At 67.1% G+C, this 19,453-nt stretch carries 15 protein-coding genes and 1 pseudogene; 7 read left to right on the top strand and 9 right to left on the bottom strand.

Going from position 1 to position 19,453, the window contains the following annotated elements; translation table 11 throughout:
- Positions 1-99 precede the first annotated feature (99 nt).
- Both yghX and prpF read left to right on the top strand, forming a co-directional pair.
- Positions 100-990, top strand: coding sequence for a YghX family hydrolase (gene yghX, locus AABM56_RS19290; RefSeq protein ID WP_133861411.1), 891 nt, complete (start codon positions 100-102; stop codon positions 988-990).
- Between the two features lie 21 nt (positions 991-1,011).
- Positions 1,012-2,163: a 2-methylaconitate cis-trans isomerase PrpF gene (gene prpF, locus AABM56_RS19285; protein ID WP_347883643.1), complete on the top strand. Its 1,152-nt coding sequence runs from the start codon at positions 1,012-1,014 to the stop codon at positions 2,161-2,163.
- A gap of 273 nt (positions 2,164-2,436) precedes the next feature.
- Here the strand turns inward: prpF and AABM56_RS19280 are convergent, their stop codons facing one another.
- Positions 2,437-5,778 (bottom strand): PAS domain S-box protein, encoded by a 3,342-nt coding sequence (locus AABM56_RS19280; RefSeq protein WP_347883642.1) that lies wholly within the window; start codon positions 5,776-5,778, stop codon positions 2,437-2,439.
- Between the two features lie 244 nt (positions 5,779-6,022).
- Here AABM56_RS19280 and AABM56_RS19275 point away from each other — a divergent pair, with 244 nt between their 5' ends.
- The gene (locus AABM56_RS19275; RefSeq protein ID WP_051226123.1) at positions 6,023-6,406 is read left to right on the top strand and encodes a response regulator; all 384 of its coding nucleotides are present in this window, start codon (positions 6,023-6,025) and stop codon (positions 6,404-6,406) included.
- Here AABM56_RS19275 and AABM56_RS19270 read toward each other — a convergent pair.
- The 4 genes and pseudogenes from AABM56_RS19270 to AABM56_RS19255 all read right to left on the bottom strand — a co-directional run bounded on the left by AABM56_RS19270 (position 6,403) and on the right by AABM56_RS19255 (position 8,836).
- A complete protein-coding gene (locus AABM56_RS19270) occupies positions 6,403-6,795 on the bottom strand; it encodes a response regulator (protein WP_133861408.1) in 393 nt (130 codons plus the stop codon). The genes AABM56_RS19275 and AABM56_RS19270 overlap by 4 nt on opposite strands.
- Before the next feature lie 83 nt (positions 6,796-6,878).
- Positions 6,879-7,886: an NAD(P)-dependent alcohol dehydrogenase gene (locus AABM56_RS19265; protein ID WP_133861407.1), complete on the bottom strand. Its 1,008-nt coding sequence runs from the start codon at positions 7,884-7,886 to the stop codon at positions 6,879-6,881.
- A 114-nt stretch (positions 7,887-8,000) separates the two neighbouring features.
- Positions 8,001-8,375, bottom strand: a pseudogene (locus AABM56_RS19260) (DUF4398 domain-containing protein); the annotation flags it as partial.
- A 29-nt stretch (positions 8,376-8,404) separates the two neighbouring features.
- Positions 8,405-8,836 carry a DUF4398 domain-containing protein gene (locus AABM56_RS19255; protein ID WP_187980324.1) on the bottom strand — a complete coding sequence of 144 codons (432 nt, stop codon included), beginning with the start codon at positions 8,834-8,836 and terminating at the stop codon, positions 8,405-8,407.
- A 157-nt stretch (positions 8,837-8,993) separates the two neighbouring features.
- Between AABM56_RS19255 and AABM56_RS19250 the strand changes: the two genes are divergently transcribed.
- Positions 8,994-10,619, top strand: a complete 1,626-nt coding sequence (locus AABM56_RS19250; protein WP_347883641.1) for a methyl-accepting chemotaxis protein — start codon at positions 8,994-8,996, stop codon at positions 10,617-10,619.
- A 3-nt stretch (positions 10,620-10,622) separates the two neighbouring features.
- On the opposite strand, the gene AABM56_RS19245 is transcribed toward AABM56_RS19250, so the two are convergent.
- The gene (locus AABM56_RS19245) at positions 10,623-11,780 is read right to left on the bottom strand and encodes an HPP family protein (RefSeq protein WP_263259615.1); all 1,158 of its coding nucleotides are present in this window, start codon (positions 11,778-11,780) and stop codon (positions 10,623-10,625) included.
- Positions 11,781-12,037: 257 nt separating this feature from the next.
- On the opposite strand from AABM56_RS19245, the gene nhaA reads away from it, so the two are divergent.
- Both nhaA and crcB read left to right on the top strand, forming a co-directional pair.
- The gene (nhaA, locus tag AABM56_RS19240; RefSeq protein ID WP_347883640.1) at positions 12,038-13,207 is read left to right on the top strand and encodes a Na+/H+ antiporter NhaA; all 1,170 of its coding nucleotides are present in this window, start codon (positions 12,038-12,040) and stop codon (positions 13,205-13,207) included.
- Positions 13,208-13,219: 12 nt separating this feature from the next.
- A complete protein-coding gene (gene crcB / locus AABM56_RS19235) occupies positions 13,220-13,597 on the top strand; it encodes a fluoride efflux transporter CrcB (protein WP_187980321.1) in 378 nt (125 codons plus the stop codon).
- Between the two features lie 19 nt (positions 13,598-13,616).
- On the opposite strand, the gene AABM56_RS19230 is transcribed toward crcB, so the two are convergent.
- Together AABM56_RS19230 and AABM56_RS19225 are read right to left on the bottom strand one after the other, a co-directional pair.
- Complete coding sequence (locus tag AABM56_RS19230) at positions 13,617-14,669, bottom strand: acyltransferase (protein ID WP_263259613.1); 1,053 nt, start codon at positions 14,667-14,669, stop codon at positions 13,617-13,619.
- Positions 14,670-15,020: 351 nt separating this feature from the next.
- The gene (locus tag AABM56_RS19225) at positions 15,021-15,542 is read right to left on the bottom strand and encodes a hypothetical protein (RefSeq protein ID WP_187980319.1); all 522 of its coding nucleotides are present in this window, start codon (positions 15,540-15,542) and stop codon (positions 15,021-15,023) included.
- Between the two features lie 234 nt (positions 15,543-15,776).
- Here AABM56_RS19225 and AABM56_RS19220 point away from each other — a divergent pair, with 234 nt between their 5' ends.
- Entirely contained in the window at positions 15,777-17,213 is a 1,437-nt protein-coding gene (locus AABM56_RS19220) for a dihydrolipoyl dehydrogenase (RefSeq protein ID WP_347883639.1), read from the top strand.
- 260 nt (positions 17,214-17,473) lie between these two features.
- On the opposite strand, the gene AABM56_RS19215 is transcribed toward AABM56_RS19220, so the two are convergent.
- The gene (locus tag AABM56_RS19215; protein WP_263259611.1) at positions 17,474-19,417 is read right to left on the bottom strand and encodes a methyl-accepting chemotaxis protein; all 1,944 of its coding nucleotides are present in this window, start codon (positions 19,415-19,417) and stop codon (positions 17,474-17,476) included.
- Between the last annotated feature and the right edge of the window lie 36 nt (positions 19,418-19,453).

Genomic DNA, 19,453 nt, shown 5'->3' with positions numbered 1-19,453 from the left:
GCAGTGGCATAGTCAGATGATTCGCGGCACACTCGGGAGCCCCCAGGGCGCCTGGCCAATCGGGCCGGATGCCTTGTTTCCCGCCAGAGGAGCGCCGCGATGACCCGCCTCACCGCCAAGGATTTCTCGCCCGAACTGCTCGAACTCTACGACTTCTATGTGCACGGTCGCATCAGCCGTCGCGACTTCCTCGACCGTGCCGGCGCCTGCGCCGCGGTGCTGGGGCTGTCGGCCACCGGAGTGCTGGCGGCCCTGACACCCAACTATGCCCTGGCCACCCAGGTCGAGTTCACCGATCCGGATATCGTCGCCGAATACGTCTACTATCCCTCGCCCAAGGGGCATGGGCGGGTCCGCGGTTATCTGGTGCGCCCGGCCAAGGCCAGCGGCAAGGTGCCGGCGGTGGTTGTGGTCCACGAGAATCGCGGCCTCAATCCCTATATCGAAGACGTCGCCCGACGCCTGGCCAAGGCCGGCTATCTGGCCCTGGCGCCGGACGGCCTCACCTCCATGGGCGGCTATCCCGGCAACGACGACAAGGGCCGCGAACTGCAGCAGCAGGTCGATCCCGAGAAACTGATGAACGACTTCTTCGCCGCCGTGGAAACCCTGATGGGCCACGAATTCAGCACCGGCAAGGTCGGCATCACCGGTTTCTGCTACGGCGGCGGGGTGGCCAATGCGGCCGCCGTGGCCTATCCCGAACTGGCTGCGGCCGTGCCCTTCTATGGTCGCCAGCCGCGCGCCGAGGAGGTGGCCGCGATCAAGGCGCCGCTGCTGATCCATTACGCCGAGAACGATCCGCGCATCAACGAGGGCGCTGCCGCCTACGAAGCGGCGCTCAAGGCGGCCGGCAAGACCTATGAGGTGCATCGCTATGCCGGCACCAACCATGGTTTCCACAACGATTCCACCCCGCGCTACGACGAAGCCGCCGCGCGCCTGGCCTGGGACCGTACCCTGGGCTGGTTCGGGCGCTATCTCGCCTAGGCACCCCATGGGAGACCTTAGATGCCGCAACTGCGTATTCCCGCCGTCTACATGCGCGGCGGTTCCAGCAAGGGCGTGTTCTTCCATGGCCGCGACCTGCCGCCGGCCGGTCCGGCGCGCGATGCGCTGCTGCTGCGGGTGATCGGCAGCCCCGATCCCTACGGCAAGCAGATCGACGGCATGGGCGGCGCCACCTCCAGCACCAGCAAGGTGGTGGTGATCGCGCCCTCCAGCCGCCCGGACTGTGACGTCGACTACCTGTTCGGCGCCCCGGCCATCGAGGCCCCGGTGATCGACTGGTCGGGCAACTGCGGCAATCTCAGCGCCGCCGTCGGGCCCTTCGCCATCAGCGAGGGGCTAGTCGAGGCGCCGCGCGAGGGCATGGCCAGGGTACGCATCTGGCAGGCCAATCTCGGCAAGCGCATTCTCGCCCATGTCCCCATGGCCAATGGCGAGGTGCAGGAAGAAGGCGATTTTCGTTTCGACGGCGTGGCCTTTCCGGCGGCCGAGGTGGTGCTCGATTTTCTCGACCCCACCGGTACCGATGGCAGCGTGCTGCCCACCGGGCGGGCCGTTGACGAACTCTATGTTCCGGAGCTGGGCCGACTGCCGGTGACCCTGCTCAATGCCGGCAATCCCACCATTTTCGTGCGGGCGGAGACCCTGGGTCTCAGCGGCACCGAGACCCAGGCGCAGATCAACGGCGATGCGGCGCTGCTGGCGCGCATGGAAACCCTGCGCGCAGCGGGCGCGGTCGCCATGGGCCTGGCCGCCACGGCTGCCCAGGCGACGGCGGAACGCCCGCATACGCCCAAGCTGTGCCTGGTCGCCGCGCCCCAGACCTACCGGGTAGCCGGTGGCAAGCAGGTGCAGGCCGAGGAACTCGATGTCATCGCGCGGATGATCTCCATGGGCAAGCTGCATCACGCCATCCCCGGTACCGGCGCGGTCGCCGTGGCGGTGGCCGCGGCGCTACCCGGGACCCTGGTTCATGCCCTGACCGGCAACCTGGGCGGTCGCCAGGTACGGATAGCGCACACCGCCGGCACTGTGGCGGTCGGCGCCCAGGCCCGCGAGGTCGCCGGTATCTGGCAGGTGGAAAAGGCCAGCATGAGCCGCAGCGCCCGCCGCCTGATGGAAGGCTGGGTGCGGGTGCCGACGGAGATCCGGTAGGTTGGGTTGAGCGCGGCGAAGCCTCTGTGCTGGAGCGCCCTCACCCCAGCCCTCTCCCAGGGGGAGAGGGGGCGATTAAGCCTGGTGCGGGGTTGTGGTTCGTGCACTCCGGCAGCGTCACCGTAGCGTGGAAAACCGCGCAGCGTTTTCCACTGGGCAAGCCTGCCTCCATTCGTGGAAGGCTGCACCCTTATCCACCCAGGGCATCCCAACCGCCCCCTCTCCCTCTGGGAGAGGGCTGGGGTGAGGGGGTGATCCGCTCGAAAGCGGCCCTCAGGTCCCTACGATCAGATCGCGGATGCGCACCGCCAGGGCGTCCATGGCGAAGGGTTTGGTCATCACGTGCATGCCGGGCTCCAGGTGGCCGTTGCCGACCACGGCATTTTCGGCGTAGCCGGTGATGAACAGCACCTTGAGTCCGGGGCGGCGCTGGCGGGCGGCATCGGCCATCTGCCGGCCGTTCATCCCGCCAGGCAGGCCGACATCGCTGATCAGCAGGTCGATGCGCACATCGGATTCCAGCAGGCGCAGCCCGGAGCTGGCATCCGCCGCTTCCAGGGCGGCGTAGCCCAGTTCTTCCAGCACCTCCACCACCAGCATCCGCACCGTGGGTTCGTCATCCACCACCAGCACCGTTTCGCCGTGGCCCTGGCGCGGCAGGGTCGGCTGGCTGGCGGCGAGGTCAACGCCAGTGGCCACTTCGCGATGGCGCGGCAGGAAGAGGGTGACGCTGGTGCCCTGATCGACCTGGGAATGGATGCGTGCCTGGCCGCCGGACTGGCGCACGAAGCCGTAGATCATCGACAGGCCGAGCCCGGTGCCCACCCCGATCGGCTTGGTGGTGAAGAAGGGATCGAAGGCCTTGGCGATCACCTCGGGCGGCATGCCGCAGCCGTTGTCGGTCACCGAGAGGGCGATGTATTCGCCCGGGTCGAGGTCGCGGACCCGGCCCATGCGCGCATCCAGCGCCCGATTGGCGGTCTCGATGAAGATCCGGCCGCCCTCGGGCATGGCGTCGCGGGCGTTGATGCAGAGATTGAGCAGGGCGTTTTCCAGCTGCGGCGGATCGACCAGGGTCGACCACAGCTCGCTGCTGGCCACCACCTCGATCTGGATCGCCGGCCCCACCGTGCGGCGGATCAGGTCTTCCATGCCGGCCACCAGGCGATTGACGTCGGTGGGCTTGGGGTCCAGCGTCTGCCGGCGGGAAAAGGCCAGCAGCCGGTGGGTCAGGGCGGCGGCGCGAATGGCGGCGCCCTGGGCGGCGGTGGTGTAGCGCTCGAGATTGTTCAGCCGACCCTGGCCGATGCGCACCGTGAGCAGGTCCAGACTGCCGACGATACCGGCGAGCAGGTTGTTGAAGTCGTGGGCCAGGCCGCCGGTGAGTTGGCCGACCGCTTCCATCTTCTGCGACTGGCGCAACTGCTCTTCCAGCAGCGCCTGGGTTTCCGCGGCGTCCTTTTCCCGGGTGATGTCGCGCCCGGCGCCGGTGAGGCGATCCTGTTCGGTGTCCATCGACAGCGTCCAGGACAGCCAGCGCCAGCTGCCGTCCGCCGCCTGGACGCGATTCTCCACCCGCGCCGGCAGGCCGCTGCGGCGCAGTTCGTCCAGCGCCACCAGCACGCCGGGCAGATCATCGGGATGGATGAGTTCGGTGTAGGGGCGGCTGAGCAACTCGGCCTCGGAATAGCCCAGGCCGCGCGACCAAGACGGGCTGACCCGCAGGAGCTGCCCGGTGAAGTCGGCGGTGAGCAGCAGGTCTTCGCTGAGCGCCCAGAGCCGATCGCGCTCGGCGGTACGGGCCTGGACCTCCTGGCTGAGGCTGAGATTCTGCGCCTGGATCAGCGCCTGGGCGTCGCGCTGGATGGTGACGTCCTGGGCGAAGACATAGAAGCCGTCCACCGCACCGCGCGCATCGCGCCGTGGGCGGTAGTGGATGTCGGCGATGCGCCGGCGGCCATCCGGCCAGGCCCACGGCAGGTCCAGTCGCGCCGGGGTACCGTCCAGGGCGGCCTGGATGGCCGGACGCCGGGCGGCGAACAGCTCCGGCGCGAACACCTCGGCCATGCTGCGGCCCAAGATGCTCTGCGGCGCGTCCTTGAACCACTTGGGCGCCTCGATATTGGCGAAGCGATAGATCAGGTCGCGATCGACGAAGGCGATCAGGCAGGGCAGGGTGTCGGCCACCAGGCGCAGATTGAGTTCGCTGTCGCGCAGGGCACGTTCCGCGGTCAGTCGCGCCGTGGCCGAGCGGGTGCGATTGGCGACCTCGCGGATGAACTGCAGCTCGGCCGGCGTCCAGCGCCGCGGCTGACTGGAACAGACATAGAGCAGGGCCACCAGGTTGCCGTGCTCGAACAGCGGCAGGTTGACGAGGGCGCGGGTCTCCAGGCGTTGCAGGGCCGCGAGGTTGTCACGGGTACGAGGGTCTTGCTGCACGTCCTCGATCACCACGGTTTCGCCGCGCTTGAAGGCCTCGCTGTAGCTGCCGTAGTCGCGAAAATTCAGCGTGCCCATCAGGCTGCGGGCGCCCGGGATCGTCCAGTCGCGTTCCACGGCGATGGTCTCGGTCTCGGCGTCCACCAGACCGTAGCCCACCAGATGGGCATTCAGGATGGTGCCCAGGGCGGTGCAGGCGAGTTCGGTGACCGCCTCGATGTCGTTCAGCTGGCTGAAGCCTTCGCCCAACTCCGCCAGGGCGCGGCGATAGCGCTCTTCGTCACGGGTGGCCTGGGCGGCCTGCTCGCGCTCGGTGACATCCAGGAACAGCACCAGAAAGCTGTCCGGGCCAGCCTTGTGCGCATGGCCCTCGTACCAGCGGCCGTTGAATTGGAATTGCCGCACGTAGCTGAACGACTGGCCGGTATCCACCACCCGGGTGAAATCCTCCACCCAGAGGTCTTCGAGTTCGGGAAACAGGGTGCGGGCGGTCTGGCCGATCGTCTGCTCCGCGCTCAGGCCGAAGTGGGTGCACCAGGCGCGGTTGACCTGGTCGTAGCGCCAGTCCCGGCCATGGCCCTGGTCATCACGCAGGATGGTGCCAAGGATGAAGCCCTCGTCCAGTTGCTCGAACAGGCCGCGCCAGTAGCGCTCGCTCTCCGCCAGTTGCCGCTGTACCTCGCCGACGTGGCGCTGGCTGTCACGCAGGGCCTCGCCGGCCAGATGCTGGGGGGTGCGGTCGCGCAGGATCTTGACGAAGCCGGTATGGCGGCCGGCGTCGTCGTGCAGCGGATGCATCTCGCCGCTGGCCCAGAAGCGGGTGCCGTCGCGCCGCAGGTGCCAGCGTTCGTCTTCGGCGCGACCGTCCTGCAGCGCCAGCCGCATTTCCAGCGCGGCCCGGCCGTTCCGGTTGTCTTCCGGGGTGAAGAAGCACTCTGCCGGGGCGCCGCGAATCTCTGTGGCGGTCCAGCCCAGCAGGCGCTCGGCGCCGGTGTTCCAGTCGGTGATGACCCCGGCCGGATCCAGTACGACCATGGCGAAATCGATGGCGCCATCGAAGATCGCCAGGCGCCGCTGGGCGTCCTGGGGTGGCAGCGCGGTGCACTGGTCGAGCGCGGCGCGGAGGCGGCGGACTTCGGCCTGGAGTTCAGCGTGGGAGGGAGCGGATTCAGCCATGGGATCTTTCAAGCGCGTGGGCAGCGGAAGCGGACGCCAATGACGTCCAGCAAGAGCCTTAGAGTAAGAGAGTCGGGCGCCGGCTAGCGATCTGCCAGCACCTTTTTCCGACAGGCAGGGAATTAAGTAGCCGTTACGGCATCAGACAAGTGCCGGTACCAAGCGGCCAGCCGTCCATCCGAGGGTTGTGATCCAATTCGAGTAATTTCGGTCTATTTAGTCGTACTAATGAAGTAGCGTTGCCATGACCGATGTAGTTTCTTCCGCAGCCGTTACCACTGTGCTGGTAGTCGAGGACGATCCTGTACTGCGATCGCTGGCGACGGAGGTGTTCGAGATGGAGGGTTATGCCGTCCAGTCGTTCGACACCGCCGATGCCGCCTGGTGCTGGTTCGAAGCCGACCCGCTGCCGCCTGATCTCCTCTTCACCGACGTGCGCATGCCCGGTCGGCTGGATGGTCTCGCCCTGGCCAAACAGGTCCGCCAACGTTTTCCGCAGTTGCCGATACTGGTGTCGTCCGGCTATACCGGACAGCAGTACGCCGAACGCGAAGACCGGGCGCTGTTCCTGCCCAAGCCCTGGACCATCGACCAGTTGCTGAAGGCCTGCGGCCAGCTGGGCGTCTAACCGTCCGCCTGACGTGCGCGTGCGAGGCGTACCGCCGAATCCACCTCATCGAGCGTCCAGGGCTTCTGCAGGAATATCACCTGCGGGGGCAGCGCCGTGGTGATCTCGTAGCCATAGCCCGAGGTGATGACCATGGGCAGCGCAGGCCAGCGCTGGAGCAGCATTTCGGCCAGCTCACCGCCGCGCAGCTGGCCGGGCATCAGGTGATCGGTGATCACCAGCCCGGGGGCCTGCTGCTGCTGGAGCAGATGCACCAGGGCATCGTCGGCATTGTCGAACTGCCGACAGGTCCAGCAGAGGCGGTCTTCGAGATGGTTGCTCAGCAGCTCGGCGAGCAGGCTGTTGTCTTCGATGACGACGAGATAGGGAAGGGGATCTGGCGAGGTCATCGAGACTTCCGGAACGCGACGAGACGATTCCGGAAGTCTAGCAGAGCCTTGCCGGTGTCAGTCCGGCTTTTGTCTGACCATTGTTAGAACTCCAGGACGATCTTGCCGAAGTGGCTGCCGTCCTTCTGGAAGGCGAAGGCCGCGGCGATTTCGTCTAGCGGATAACTGCGATCGATGACCGGCTTAATGCCGTTGCCTTCCAGCGCCTTGATCATCTCCTGCTGCTGGCGACGGCTGCCGACGATCAGCCCCTGCAGCCGCTGATGGCGGCGCATTAGATTGGCCGTGGGGACTTGCCCCTCGACGCCGGTGAGCACCCCGATCAGCGCCAGGTGACCATGGATACGCGCGGCCTGGATCGACTGCGCCAGGGTCGCCGGGCCGCCCACTTCCACCACGATGTCGACGCCACGGCCGCCGGTGATGGCCTGCACCTTGGCACCCCATTCCGGTTCGTCGCGGTAATTGATCAGGTGATCGGCGCCCAGGGCATAGGCGCGCTGCAGCTTCTCGTCCGAGGAGGAGGTGGCGATCACCGTGGCGCCCATGGCCTTGGCCATTTGCAGGGCGAAGATCGACACCCCGCCGGTACCCATGACCAGCACGCTGTCGCCGGCCTTGAGTCCGCCATCCACCACCAGGGCGCGCCAGGCGGTGAGTCCGGCGGTGGTCAGGGTCGCCGCCTCGGCATGGCTGTAGCCCTTGGGCGCCAGGGTGAAGGCCGTGGCCGGGCGTACCACCACCTCGCAGGCGAAGCCGTCGACGCCATCGCCAGGGGTCGTGGAAAAGTCATCGATGGGCGGCTCGCCATCCAGCCAGTGGGGAAAGAAGGTCGAGACCACGTGATCGCCCACGGCGAATTCGCTGACCCCGGCGCCCACGGCCTCGACCACGCCGGCGCCGTCGGACATCGGAATGCGCCCATCGGCGGTCGGCATCTTGCCCAGCACCACGCCCAGGTCATGGAAATTCAGCGAGCTGGCCTTGATCCGCACCCGGATCTCGCCAGCCCCCGGCTGCCCGGGATCAGGCAGTTCGCAGGCTTCCAGCTGGTCCAGACCACCGGGTTTGCGTAGGCGTATGGCGTGCATGAGAGATCCTCCGGACTGTGGCGAGCAGGACGCTCGCAGGTCAGTAGAGGACCACGGCAGGAGGCGCAGGATTCCCGAAAGAACCCTGCGCCCTGAACCTTACTTGATCGCCTTCTGCAGTTGCTGCAGCTGCTCGGTGCGGGTGTTCAGGCGGGTTTCGCCGCGCTGGGCGTCGACCTTCTTCAGCTCGGCCTCGGCCATGCGCAGCTTGATGGTCTGCATGGCGGTCTGGATGCGTTGCTGGGTCAGGTAGGCCAACTGGTCGACGGTGCGCTCGTTCTCACCGTCCTTGTAGGCCTTGTCGGTCTTGGCCAGCCAGGTGCCGGCATCCTTGGTTTCCAGTGCCGCCAGCTGGGTGGCCTGGGGCTGGGATTCGAGGGCGGCGTAGTCGTTGCGCGCCTTTTCCAGATTGGGGTTGGGCGGGGTGGCGCAGGCGGCCAGGGTCAGGGTCAGCGCCGACATCAGCGGGAGCAGAAAACGTTTACGCATGGTTTCGTCCTTCAAGAGAGCGGGCAGCCTTACTGCTGCACCTTTTTCTGTAGATTCTGTTGCAGCTGCAGGTTGATCTGACCTTCCTCACGGATCTGCTGGATGCTGTTCTGGGCATCCTGCAGCGCCGCCGCGGCCTTGGCGGCCTGGGTCTTGCGGGTCGCCAGACGGGCATCCCACTCGGCCTGCTCGGCCAGTTGCTTGGCTTCGTCGTACTTCTCGTTGGACAGGGCTGCCTGGGCCTGGGTCCACTTGTCCTGGGCCGACTTGGTCTCGATCGGAGCGAACTGGTTGCCGCCGCCGCTCACGGCTTCGTTGACGGCCGACTGGGTCACGGCCATCTGCGCGGTCGGCGGATTGCCGGCGCAGCCCGCGAGCAGCAGACCGCCGCCCAGGACCAGGCTGGCGAGCAGCGCACGAGGCGCGGAGAACGGGGAGGCACGAGAGGGACCGGTTTTCATCCGAACATTCCTGGCAGGTCGCCCGGAATGGGCGACAGTGCCTTTGAGACGGCGAAAACGCGGCGAGGTTCGCTGCGACCGCTGTGCTCAAGCCCCAGGGGTAGCAGCCGATATCTGTTGTCTGACAACAACAGGGCCAGAGGCCACGGAGACTTCCATGCTGTTACGCAATTGCAACATCGCGCCTCGGGCTGCCCTGGGCTTCGGCCTGATTGCCCTGATGATGGCCTTTCTCGGGCTGTTTTCCCTGGCACAGATGGCGGGTATCCGCGAGCGCCAGGTAGTGACGGAGCGTGACTGGGTGCCCAGCATCCGCGCGGTGGACGCCATTCGCGAGAACATGTTGCGCATCCGTACCATTTCCCTGCGCCTGGCGCTGGATTCGGACCCGCGCAACATCGATACCTACGTCGGTCAGTACGAGGCACGCAACAAGGTGCTCATGGACGGCATCAAGGCCTATGAGGTCTTTGTCGATACCCCCGAGGAGCACCAGCGCTGGGACCTCTTCAAGCGTGATTTCGCCACCTATCAGCAGGGCATGACCGAGTCCTTCGCCCTGGCCCGCCGTGGCGATACCGCCGCGCTCAACAAACTGACCCTGGTGGACATGAAGCCGGTGGTGGACGGCACCGGCAAGCAGCTGGGCGAGTTGGGCGACTTCTATGCCGAGGGCATCGAACGCGACGGCAAGATCTCGGCGGACCGCTACGCCGCCTCGCGGCTGATCGTCATCGCGGTGATCGCCCTGGCCGCCCTGGCCACGGTACTGATGGCCTGGCTGCTGACCCGCAGCATCGTCGGACCGCTGCGCGAGGCGCTGCTGGCCGCCCGCCGCGTCGCTCAGGGCGACCTGACCCAGACCCTGGCCGTGCAAGGCCGCGACGAGGTGAGCGAATTGCAGCGCGCCCTGCAGCAGATGCAGGCGCAACTGCGCGAGACCCTCTCGCGCATCGCCGGCTCCTCCACCCAGCTGGCGACCGCTGCCGAAGAGCTCAACGCGGTCACCGAGGCCGCTGGGCAGGGCTTGCAGCAACAGAACGACGAGCTTGAACAGGCAGCCACGGCCGTCACCGAGATGAGCACCGCGGTGGACGAGGTGGCGCGCAACGCCGTCTCCACCTCCGAAGCCTCGCGGGCTTCCAGCCAGGCCGCGCAGCAGGGCCAGACCCGGGTCGCCGACACCCTGGGCGCCATCGCCGCCTTGTCCGACGAGGTGTCCGCCACCGGGACCCTGGTCCAGCGGCTCGCCGAGCAGTCCCAGGACATCGGCAAGGTGCTCGACGTCATTCGCGCCATCGCCGAACAGACCAACCTGCTGGCGCTCAATGCGGCCATCGAGGCGGCGCGGGCCGGCGAGGCCGGGCGTGGTTTCGCCGTGGTGGCCGACGAGGTGCGCGCCCTGGCCAGCCGCACCCAGCAGTCCACCCACGAGATCGAACAGATGGTCTCGGGCATGCGCAGCGGTGCCAGTCAGGCCCTGGGCTCCATGCACAGCAGCAGTGAGCGCGCCCAGGCCACGCGTGCCCTGGCGGAAACCGCCGGGGTGGCGCTGGAAGAGATCAATACCCGCATCGGCGAGATGTACGAGCGCAACCTGGTGATTGCCAGCGCGGCCGAAGAGCAGGCGCAGGTGGCCCGGGAAGTGGATCGCAATCTGGTCAACATCCGCGATCTCTCCACCCAGTCCGCCGACGGTGCCCGCCAGACCAACGCCGCCAGCCAGGAGCTGTCTCGGCTGGCGGTGGACCTTCAGGGGCTGGTGAATCGCTTCCAGGTGTGAGCCCTAGGCTCGTACCGCCTGGTACAGCGCCCGGATCAGATCCGACTGGGTGATGATGCCGACCAGGCGGCGCGAGCCATCGATGATGGGGATGTGGCGGTGGCCGTTCTCGGAAAACACCGGCACCAGGTCGATCAGCAGGCGGTCGGCGCTGGCCACCCGCACGGTGCGGGTCATGATGTGGCCGACGCTGTTTTCGTCCTGGCGGGCCTTCGGCCGGACCAGCGAGCGCAGGCGCCAGCCGAGGCCTTCGTGGACGTCCAGGTCGATCTGCCGCATGAAGTCGGCGACGGTGACGATGCCCAGCAGATGGCCCTGGCGATCCACCACCGGCAGCGCCTTGATGCGGCGGGCGCGCATCAGCGCCCAGGCTTCCTGCAGCGGCATCTCGGCACGGGCCGTTACCGGTTCGTGGCTCATGACATCGGCGCAGCGCAATTCGCCCATCTTGCGCTGGTAGGCACGCGCCTCCACCTGTTCGAGCAATTCGGCGAGGTCGTCGCGGCTGATGTCCAGCACCTGGTTGTAGCGCGCCAGCACGGCGTCCAGGTCGGCGCGCTGCAGGCGCGTCTCGCCGCTCGGCTCGGCCGGGCGTGGCACATGGGGCCAGGGGCGCCGGGTCAGGTTGTTGTAGAGCAGGCCGGCACTCACCAGCAGCAGCGAGTCCAGCGCCACCGGACTCCAGGCATAGCTGAAATCCTGGGCGCCGATCAGCACCATCAGCAGCGCCGAGGCGCCGCCCGGGGGGTGCAGACAGCGCAGCGTGAACATGGCGGCGATGGCTAGCGCAACCGCCACCGCGGCGGCCAGGTTGGCTTCGGGAATCCACAGCGCGCAGGTGATGCCGATCAGCGCCGACAGGGTATTGCCACCCACTACCGACCAGGGCTGCGCCAGCGGACTGGAGGGCAGGGCGAACACCAGCACGGCGCTGGCGCCCAGCGGCGCCACCAGGGCCAGCGCCAGGGCGCCATGCTGATGCACCGGCTGGCCTTCCAGCCACCAGGCCGCCAGGAGCGCGGCGAGCAGGATGCCGAGGCCGGCGCCCAGGCTGGCGCGCAGGCGTTCGCGACCGTCGATGGGCAAGGGCGCTGGCCAGAAGGCACGCAGGCCCTGGAGCAGACGGGCGAGGAGGGAGGGTGCAGGGGGTTGCTGGGACATGGGCGAGCAGCTGCTGGGTCGAACGAGGTCGCCGATGGTCCTCTCTGTATGGAGCCCTGGCAAGGTGGGCGAGGACCGCGGGCAGCCACCGCAAGCGGCCGGGCGGCGACCCAGAGCGGCCGCGGTCCCGAAGCGATTTTCTGCTGCGACCACCCGCGCTGCCGTAGTAGGATTATCGGCTGGGTGTCGCCGCAATCGTGCGGTAGGACAGGTTGAATCGAGCGCAGGTCGGGCCGCCGCGCGGAGTCCTGCTGCCCATGTCACCTCTGCCTTCCCCCGCCAAGGCCCTGGCCTTTCTCAATCGCTTCTGCGCCGCCGAAGCGGCCGGCGGTATCGTGCTGATGGTGGCCGCGGCCATCGCCCTCATCGTCGCCAACTCGCCGCTGGCCGACGGCTATTTCGCCAGTCTGCACTGGTATGTGGGTGGCCTTTCGCTCGGTCACTGGATCAACGACGGCCTGATGGCCATCTTCTTCCTGCTGGTGGGGCTGGAGATCAAGCGCGAGATGGCGGTCGGCCAACTCGCCAGCTGGGGCGATCGCGCCCTGCCGGGTCTCGCCGCCTTGGGTGGCATGCTGGTGCCGGCGCTGCTCTATGCCCTGGTCAATCGCCACGACTCCCAGACGCTCGCCGGCTGGGCCATTCCCGCCGCCACCGACATCGCCTTCGCCCTCGGCGTGCTGTCGCTGCTGGGTTCGAGGGTGCCGGCATCGCTCAAGGTGTTTCTCTCGGCGCTGGCGATCCTCGATGACCTCGGCGCCGTGCTGATCATCGCGCTGTTCTATACCAGCGACCTCTCCACCACCATGCTGCTGGCCGCGGCCGGTCTGGTGGCCGTGCTGTTCCTGCTCAATCGCCTCAAGGTCACCGCCCTGCTGCCCTATCTGCTGGTCGGGGCGCTGCTGTGGTTCTGCATGCTGCGCTCGGGCATCCATGCGACCCTGGCCGTGGTGATCCTGGCGCTGTTCATTCCGCTGGGCGATACCGAGGCCGACGATGCCTCGCCGCTGCTCCGGCTGGAGTCCGCGCTGCACCCCTGGGTGGCCTTTCTGATCGTGCCCCTGTTCGGCTTTGCCAATGCCGGGGTGTCCCTAGCCGGGATGTCGCCCGCCAACCTGCTGGATCCGGTCCCGCTGGGTGTGACCCTGGGGCTGTTTCTCGGCAAGCAGGTAGGCATCACGCTGATGGCGGTGCTGGCCATCCGCAGCGGTCTGGCGCGACTGCCCGAAGGCGCCAGCTGGCTACAGCTCTATGGTGTAGCGCTGCTTTGCGGCATTGGCTTTACCATGAGTCTGTTCATTGGTGCCCTGGCCTTTCCAGGGGCGCCCTTCCTGGTCGACGAGGTCAAGATCGGCGTGCTGCTGGGGTCGCTGTTGTCCGCCCTGGCCGGCATTGCCGTCCTGCTCCTGGCCGCCCGCCGTCGTTGAGAGGAGTCTGAGATGCCCTATGCGCTGTTCGCGGTGATGGTTGGCGGTGCCCTGGGCAGCGCCTGTCGCTGGTGGGTCGGCCTGCGGCTGAATGCGCTGTTCCCACTGCTGCCCCTGGGCACCCTGCTGGTGAACCTGGTCGGCGGCTTCGTCATCGGTCTGGCGCTGGGACTGTTTTCCCGCTATCCGGGGCTGGAAGCCCAGTGGCGATTGCTGCTGGTGACCGGCTTCTGCGGCGGTTTCACCACCTTCTCGACCTTTTCCGCCGAGGTGGTGGGGCTGCTGCAGAGCGGTCGCCTGGGCTGGGCGGCGCTCACCATCACCATCCATGTGCTGGGATCCTTGCTGTTGACCCTGGCCGGTTTCGCCCTCGCCGGTCGCCTCGGCTGAGGCGACCGGCCATCCGGGGTCAGGCCGGTGCCACCGGCGCGGTCGGGGCCTGGCGGCGCGGCTTGAATCTCAGCGCCGGCGCCTCGATCAGGTGCCAGGAGAGCACCGCGAAGCCCAGGGTCAGGACGTAGCTCACCAGCAGGAAGCCGGGCAGCGAGAAGCTGTCGGGAAACCAGTGCATGAGCAGTTGCTGGACCGGGAAGTTGAACAGGTAGAGGCCGTAGGAATAGTCGCCGAAGCGGCCGAAGCCGTGTAGCACCGGTACCTGCACCTGGGCCAGGTAGATGATCACATAGGCCAGCGACACCAGGTGGATCACCGGCAGGATATGCCAGACGATGGCCGCCAGCGACAGCAGGCAGAGCGCCAGGACGATATCCAGGCGCCAGGGGATGCGCGGCCCCGCGAGTTGCAGCAGGGCGCCGGCGAAAAAGAACATCCCCAGGCTGAACACCTTGTGCAGCACGAAACTGGCGACGCCCATCTGCGGCAGCAGCAGGAAGTTGCCCAGCACCAGCACCACCAGAGTGGCCATGACCACCGAGCGGGTCAGCAGCCCCAGCACGCCGATGATCAGCAGCGACAGGTACATGAACACCTCGTAGGGCAGGGTCCAGTAACTGCCGTTCACCGTGTCCGGAAAGGGATTGCCGGTGAAGACGCCGGGCAGCTCGAAGCGCGTCATCAGCAGGATGTTCTTGAAGAAGCCCAGGGTCTGGCGATCGCTGAAGTAGGCGCTCGTCTCGCGACTGGTGGCGAGCCAGCCCACCACCAGCACCGAGAACAGCACCGAGACGATCAGCGCCGGAAAGATCCGCAGGGCGCGCTTGAGGATGAAGTCCAGGGGATTGCGACTGCGCTGGAAGGACGCCGTGATCAGGAAGCCGCTGATCACGAAGAACACATAGACGGCGATATTGGCCGCGTCGGTAAAGCCGGTGAAGTTGAGGATCGGCTCGGCGCCGATGTGTCCCGAGAGCCAGAAGCCATGGCCGATCACCACGGTGGACGCCGCGGCGAATCTCAGGAAATCGAAGTTGTTGCGTCCGTGGGGGACGTGAGCGGTGGTCATGTCTGCTCCTCGCAGCCGTGGCCCATGCCGCGGCCGTCGCCCGGGAGCGAACTCCAGGCGGACAGCGACGCAGACGGCATCGGCGGAAACGCCCGTCGTGAGACGCGCGCAGGCAAAGGCCGCTGCCGGCTGGACCGGCAGCGAAAGGGCGACAGCCGACGCGATCAGCGCGATCGGTCGGCCGGCGAGGGCAGGGGCGCTATGGGGGGCTGAGCGGCGCGAAAGCGGGCGTCATGCGCCAGGACTCCGGAAAAGCGGTACTGCAAGAAGGAACGGGGGCGGCGAGGCGCGCGCAGGCGATCGGGGTCTGGGGCCTCCCGGCCGCCCCGGTCGTTGCGTACGCCTCGCTCATCAGGCGCTGGCCTGCAGCGGCTGTTCGTGCACGTCTTGCGACTGTTCCAGGGCGAAGGGTTCCTGGGCGAAATAGAGGGCGGCGCTCTGGCGGGCGTGATCGCCGAATTCATGCGGATGGCGCATGACGATCTGTTCGAAGGCGCCCGGCTCCAGGCCGTCTTCGTAGAAGCCGTTGTGGCACTGCAGGATGCCCGAGGCGCAGACGCTGCGCTCGACCGCGGCGATCAGGCCGCCGGCTCTGAGGCTCTTGACGATGTTGTGCGGCAGCCGCTGGCGGCGTCTCAGACTGGCGGCGGTGTCGCTGAGGGTATCGAGGATCTCGGTCTCGGCCGGCGACAGCTTGCGCACATCCAGCTTGGACTTCTGCACCAGGTAGCGACGGGAGAGCAGACGAGCCTGGTCATTGAGGGCCTTGAGTACCACGCCGCTGAGTTCACCACGGGTGAACAGGCCGGTTTCCAGGGCGATCAGGTAGGACCAATCGTTGATGAGCGGAATCTTGCTGATGTCACGTTCCATGTGAGTGCCTGCGTCCATTTAAGTTGGCTAATTGAGGATAGGACACCCTCAATGGTTCCAGTTCGCCAGTATAAAGTGACGAGTGGCATGGAATTTGACAGTCCTGACAAGAATTGTCGGTTTTTTGTCGAAGTGGGTCACGCCTTGGGAATGCAACCTCAACGCTGCGCTTGGGGTCCCTTGCTGGAGCCCTGGCGCGAGTCGGGTTAATCCTTCGCAACGTCAGGTGATGAGATGAGTGATCCCGCAGCCCCTTCCAGCTCTGCCGATCTCGACTGCGATGTCGCCGTGATCGGCGCCGGAACCGCCGGCCTCGCCGCCGAACGCGCCGCCCGGCGCCAGGGCGCGCGGACCCTGCTGATCGACGATCGCTGGGCCGGGACTACCTGTGCCTCCGTGGGCTGCATGCCCTCCAAGCTGCTGATCGTTGCCGGTGAGGCTCATCACGCTGTCCGCCGTGCCGCTACCTTCGGCATCGAAGTGGGTAGCGTCAGCGTCGATGGCGCGGCGGTCATGGCGCGGGTACGCCGTGAGCGCGACCATTTCGTCGCCGCCACCAAGCAGGGTTTCGCCAAGTTGCCCGCAGGCGTGGCCCAGCAGGCCACGGCGCGCTTCGTGGCGGCGGATCGTCTACAGCTCAGTAATGGTAAGACTATAAGTGCTCGCAGCGTGGTCATCGCCACCGGCTCCTATCCCCTGGTGCCGGAACCTTTCGCCGCGCTGGGCGAGCGGGCGCTGACCAACGAGACGATCTTCGAGCTGCCCGATCTGCCGCGCTCCCTGGCGGTGATCGGCACCGGTCCGGTGGGCCTGGAACTGGCCCAGGCCATGGCCCGTCTGGGCGTGGCCGTCACCCTGTTCGGCCAGGACGATGGCCTGGGCGCGCTCAAGGATCTGGAGGTCAAGGCCGAGTTGCGCAAGATCCTGGAACAGGACCTGACCTTGCTGCTGGACGTCGAGGTGGACGCCCGCCGCGAAGGCGAGGGCGTGCGGCTGTCCTGGTCCGGCGCGGCGAGCGGCGAGGGCGCGTTCGACTACGTGCTGGTGGCCGCCGGGCGACCGCCACGACTCAAGGGCCTGGGTCTGGAAACCACCGGCATCCAGCTGGACGACCATGGCACCCCGATCTACGACCCCGAGACGCTGCAGTGCGGCTCTTCGTCGATCTTCATCGCCGGCGATGCCGACCACGACCGGCCGATCCTCCATGAGGCCTCCGACGAAGGCGCCATCGCCGGGCACAATGCCGCCTGCTATCCCGAGGTGCGGCCTACCCCGAGATCGCCACTGTTTTCGCTGATCTTCACCGATCCGCCGGTGGCCGTGCTGGGCAGTCCGCCCGACGAAGGCAGTCTGGTCGGCACCTCTTCCTACCACGACCAAGGCCGTGCCCGGGTCGAGGCGCGCAACCAGGGCCTCGCCCGTTTCTATGCCGAGCCGGGCACTGGCAAGTTGACCGGCGCGGCCATGGTTGGGCCGGGCATGGACCATATCGGCCATCTGCTGGTGCTGGCGCTGATCCATGGCGAGACCGCCAGTTCGCTGCTCGACATGCCCTTCTACCACCCCACCCTCGAAGAAGGCCTCAAGAGCGGCCTGCGCGAGATCTGCCAGGCCGCCCATAGCAGCCTGCGTGGCGATCGCGACCAGGGCTTGCCGTCCGGAGCTTGAGGGGAGGGCTGTTGGGCTTCGCTGCGCTCAACGGCGGTGCTCAATCCGGCAGTGGAAAAGGCTGCGCCGTTTTCCACGCTAGGGTTTTGCTGGAGGTACCCTCACCCCAGCCCTCTCCCAGGGGGAGAGGGGGCAATCCGGCGCGGGAGCTTGCGTAGGGTGGATAACGGCGCAGCCTTATCCACGCGCCACCGAAATCACGCCCAACAAAAAGCCCCGCCGGAATCACCCGCGGGGCTTCTGCTACCTCCAGGCGACCATCAGGCGCGGAAGCGCCTTACCAGGCCATCCAGTTCGCCCGACAGTTGCGACAGGCGCGAGGAGTCGCGGGTGGTGGACTGGGCCAGGCCTTCAACCTGCTGGGCGTCGTCGTGGATCTGGGCGATGTGGCGATTGATGTCCTCGGCCACCTGATGCTGTTCCTCGGCCGCCGCGGCGATCTGCAGGGCCTGGTCGCGGATCTCGTCCACCGACTGGCGGATGCCCTCGAAACTGCCGCGCGCCTCGCTGATGGAGGTCACGCTGGTCTGCGACAGCTCCAGGCTGGTCTCGATCTGGCGGGTGACCTCCTGGGTGCGCCGCGCCAGACTGCCGAGCAAGCCGTCGATCTCGCCGGTGGAGTCGGCGGTGCGCTTGGCCAGGGCCCGTACTTCGTCGGCTACCACGGCGAAACCGCGCCCCTGCTCGCCGGCCCGCGCCGCTTCGATGGCAGCGTTGAGCGCCAGCAGGTTGGTCTGTTCGGCGATGCCGCGGATGGTGTCAAGGATGGTGTTGATGTTGTGGCTGTCCTGCTCCAGCACCGCCATGGCCTGGGCCGACTGGGCCAGGCTGCCGCTGAGGCGGTTGACGTTGCCGGTGGCCTTCTCGATCTGGCCGTAGCCTTCCTGCACCTTGTGATGACCGGCGTCGGCGGAGGCCGCTGCCTGGCTGCAGGAGCGTGCGACCTCGTTGGAGGTGGCGACCATCTCGTTGAAGGCGGTGGAGACCAGCTCCACGGCTTCGCGCTGGCGACCGGCCACTTCGTTCATGCTGGCCGCCGCCTGGGTGGTGGTCTGCGAGGCCTGCTGCAGATCGTTGGAGGCCTGGCCGATGCGTTGCACCAGCTGGCGGATGCTGGCGAGGAACTGGTTGAACCAGCCCGCCAGGGCAGCGGTTTCGTCCTTGCCCTGCACGTTCAGGCTCTTGGTCAGATCGCCTTCGCCCTGGGCGATGGATTCCAGGCCGGCGGAGACGCCGCGGATCGGCCGTACGATCATGCCGGCAAAGGCCGCGCCGAGCACGGCGAACAGCAGCGCCAGCACCGCCGTGATGCCGGCGATCTGCCAGGTCAGGGCGGTGGCCTTGCCCATGACTTCGCTGCGCTCGATCAGGCCGATGAATTTCCAGCCGAGGTCCTTGGCCTGATAGACGTTGACCATGTAGTCGGTGCCGTTGAGATTGATCTCACCCAGCCCGCTCTGGATGCCGCTGAGGGTCTGGTAGGCGTCGCCCAGCTCCTTGAGCTGCTTGAAGTTGTGCTTGGGATCGCGGGGGTCGACCAGCACGTTGCCGTTGTCTTCCACCAGCATCAGGTAGCCGCTCTGGCCCAGGGTGATGCTCTTGACCAGGTCGGTGAGCTGCTTGAGCGAGATGTCCAGGCCCACCACGCCGCGGACCTTGCCGCTGGCGTCTTCCATGGTCCGTACCACGCCCATCAGCGAGACGTCGTCGGTCGCCCAGTAGTAGGCCGGGGTACGTACCACCTTGCCCGGATTGTTCATGGCCGCCTGGTACCAGGGGCGCACGCGCGGATCGTAGTTGGCCAGCTTGGCGTCGTCCGGCCAGCTGACGTAGCCGCCATCGGCCAGGCCCACTGACAGGTAGGCGGTGGTGGGGTGGGTCTTGGCGAAGCGGGTGAAATAGCTCAGCGCCTGCTGGCCGGCTTCCGGCTGCGGGATCTGGGCGGCATCGGCGCCGCTGTAGTTCTTCAGCCCCTCCAGGGCCAGGATGTTCGGCTCCTTGGCGAGGAAGTCGACGTTCTGCTGGATGCCGGCAAAGAACTGCTGGATGTTGCGATCGATCTGGCGGATTTCGCGCCCGCTACCGTCGAGGAAGTCGCCGGTGGCCTGGCTGCGCACGTTCATGATGACCACGCCCGCCACCAGGATCACCGGGAGGCAGGCGGTTACCGCGAAAAGCGAGGTGAGTTTTTGTTTGATGTTCATCGAAAGCCCCGGTCGCGCGCTGCGCGAAGAGTGACG

The sequence above is a fragment of the Pseudomonas aestiva genome (genome assembly GCF_039908605.1).
Taxonomy (GTDB): domain Bacteria; phylum Pseudomonadota; class Gammaproteobacteria; order Pseudomonadales; family Pseudomonadaceae; genus Chryseomonas; species Chryseomonas aestiva.
This window is presented reverse-complemented; position numbering and strand designations above follow the sequence as displayed.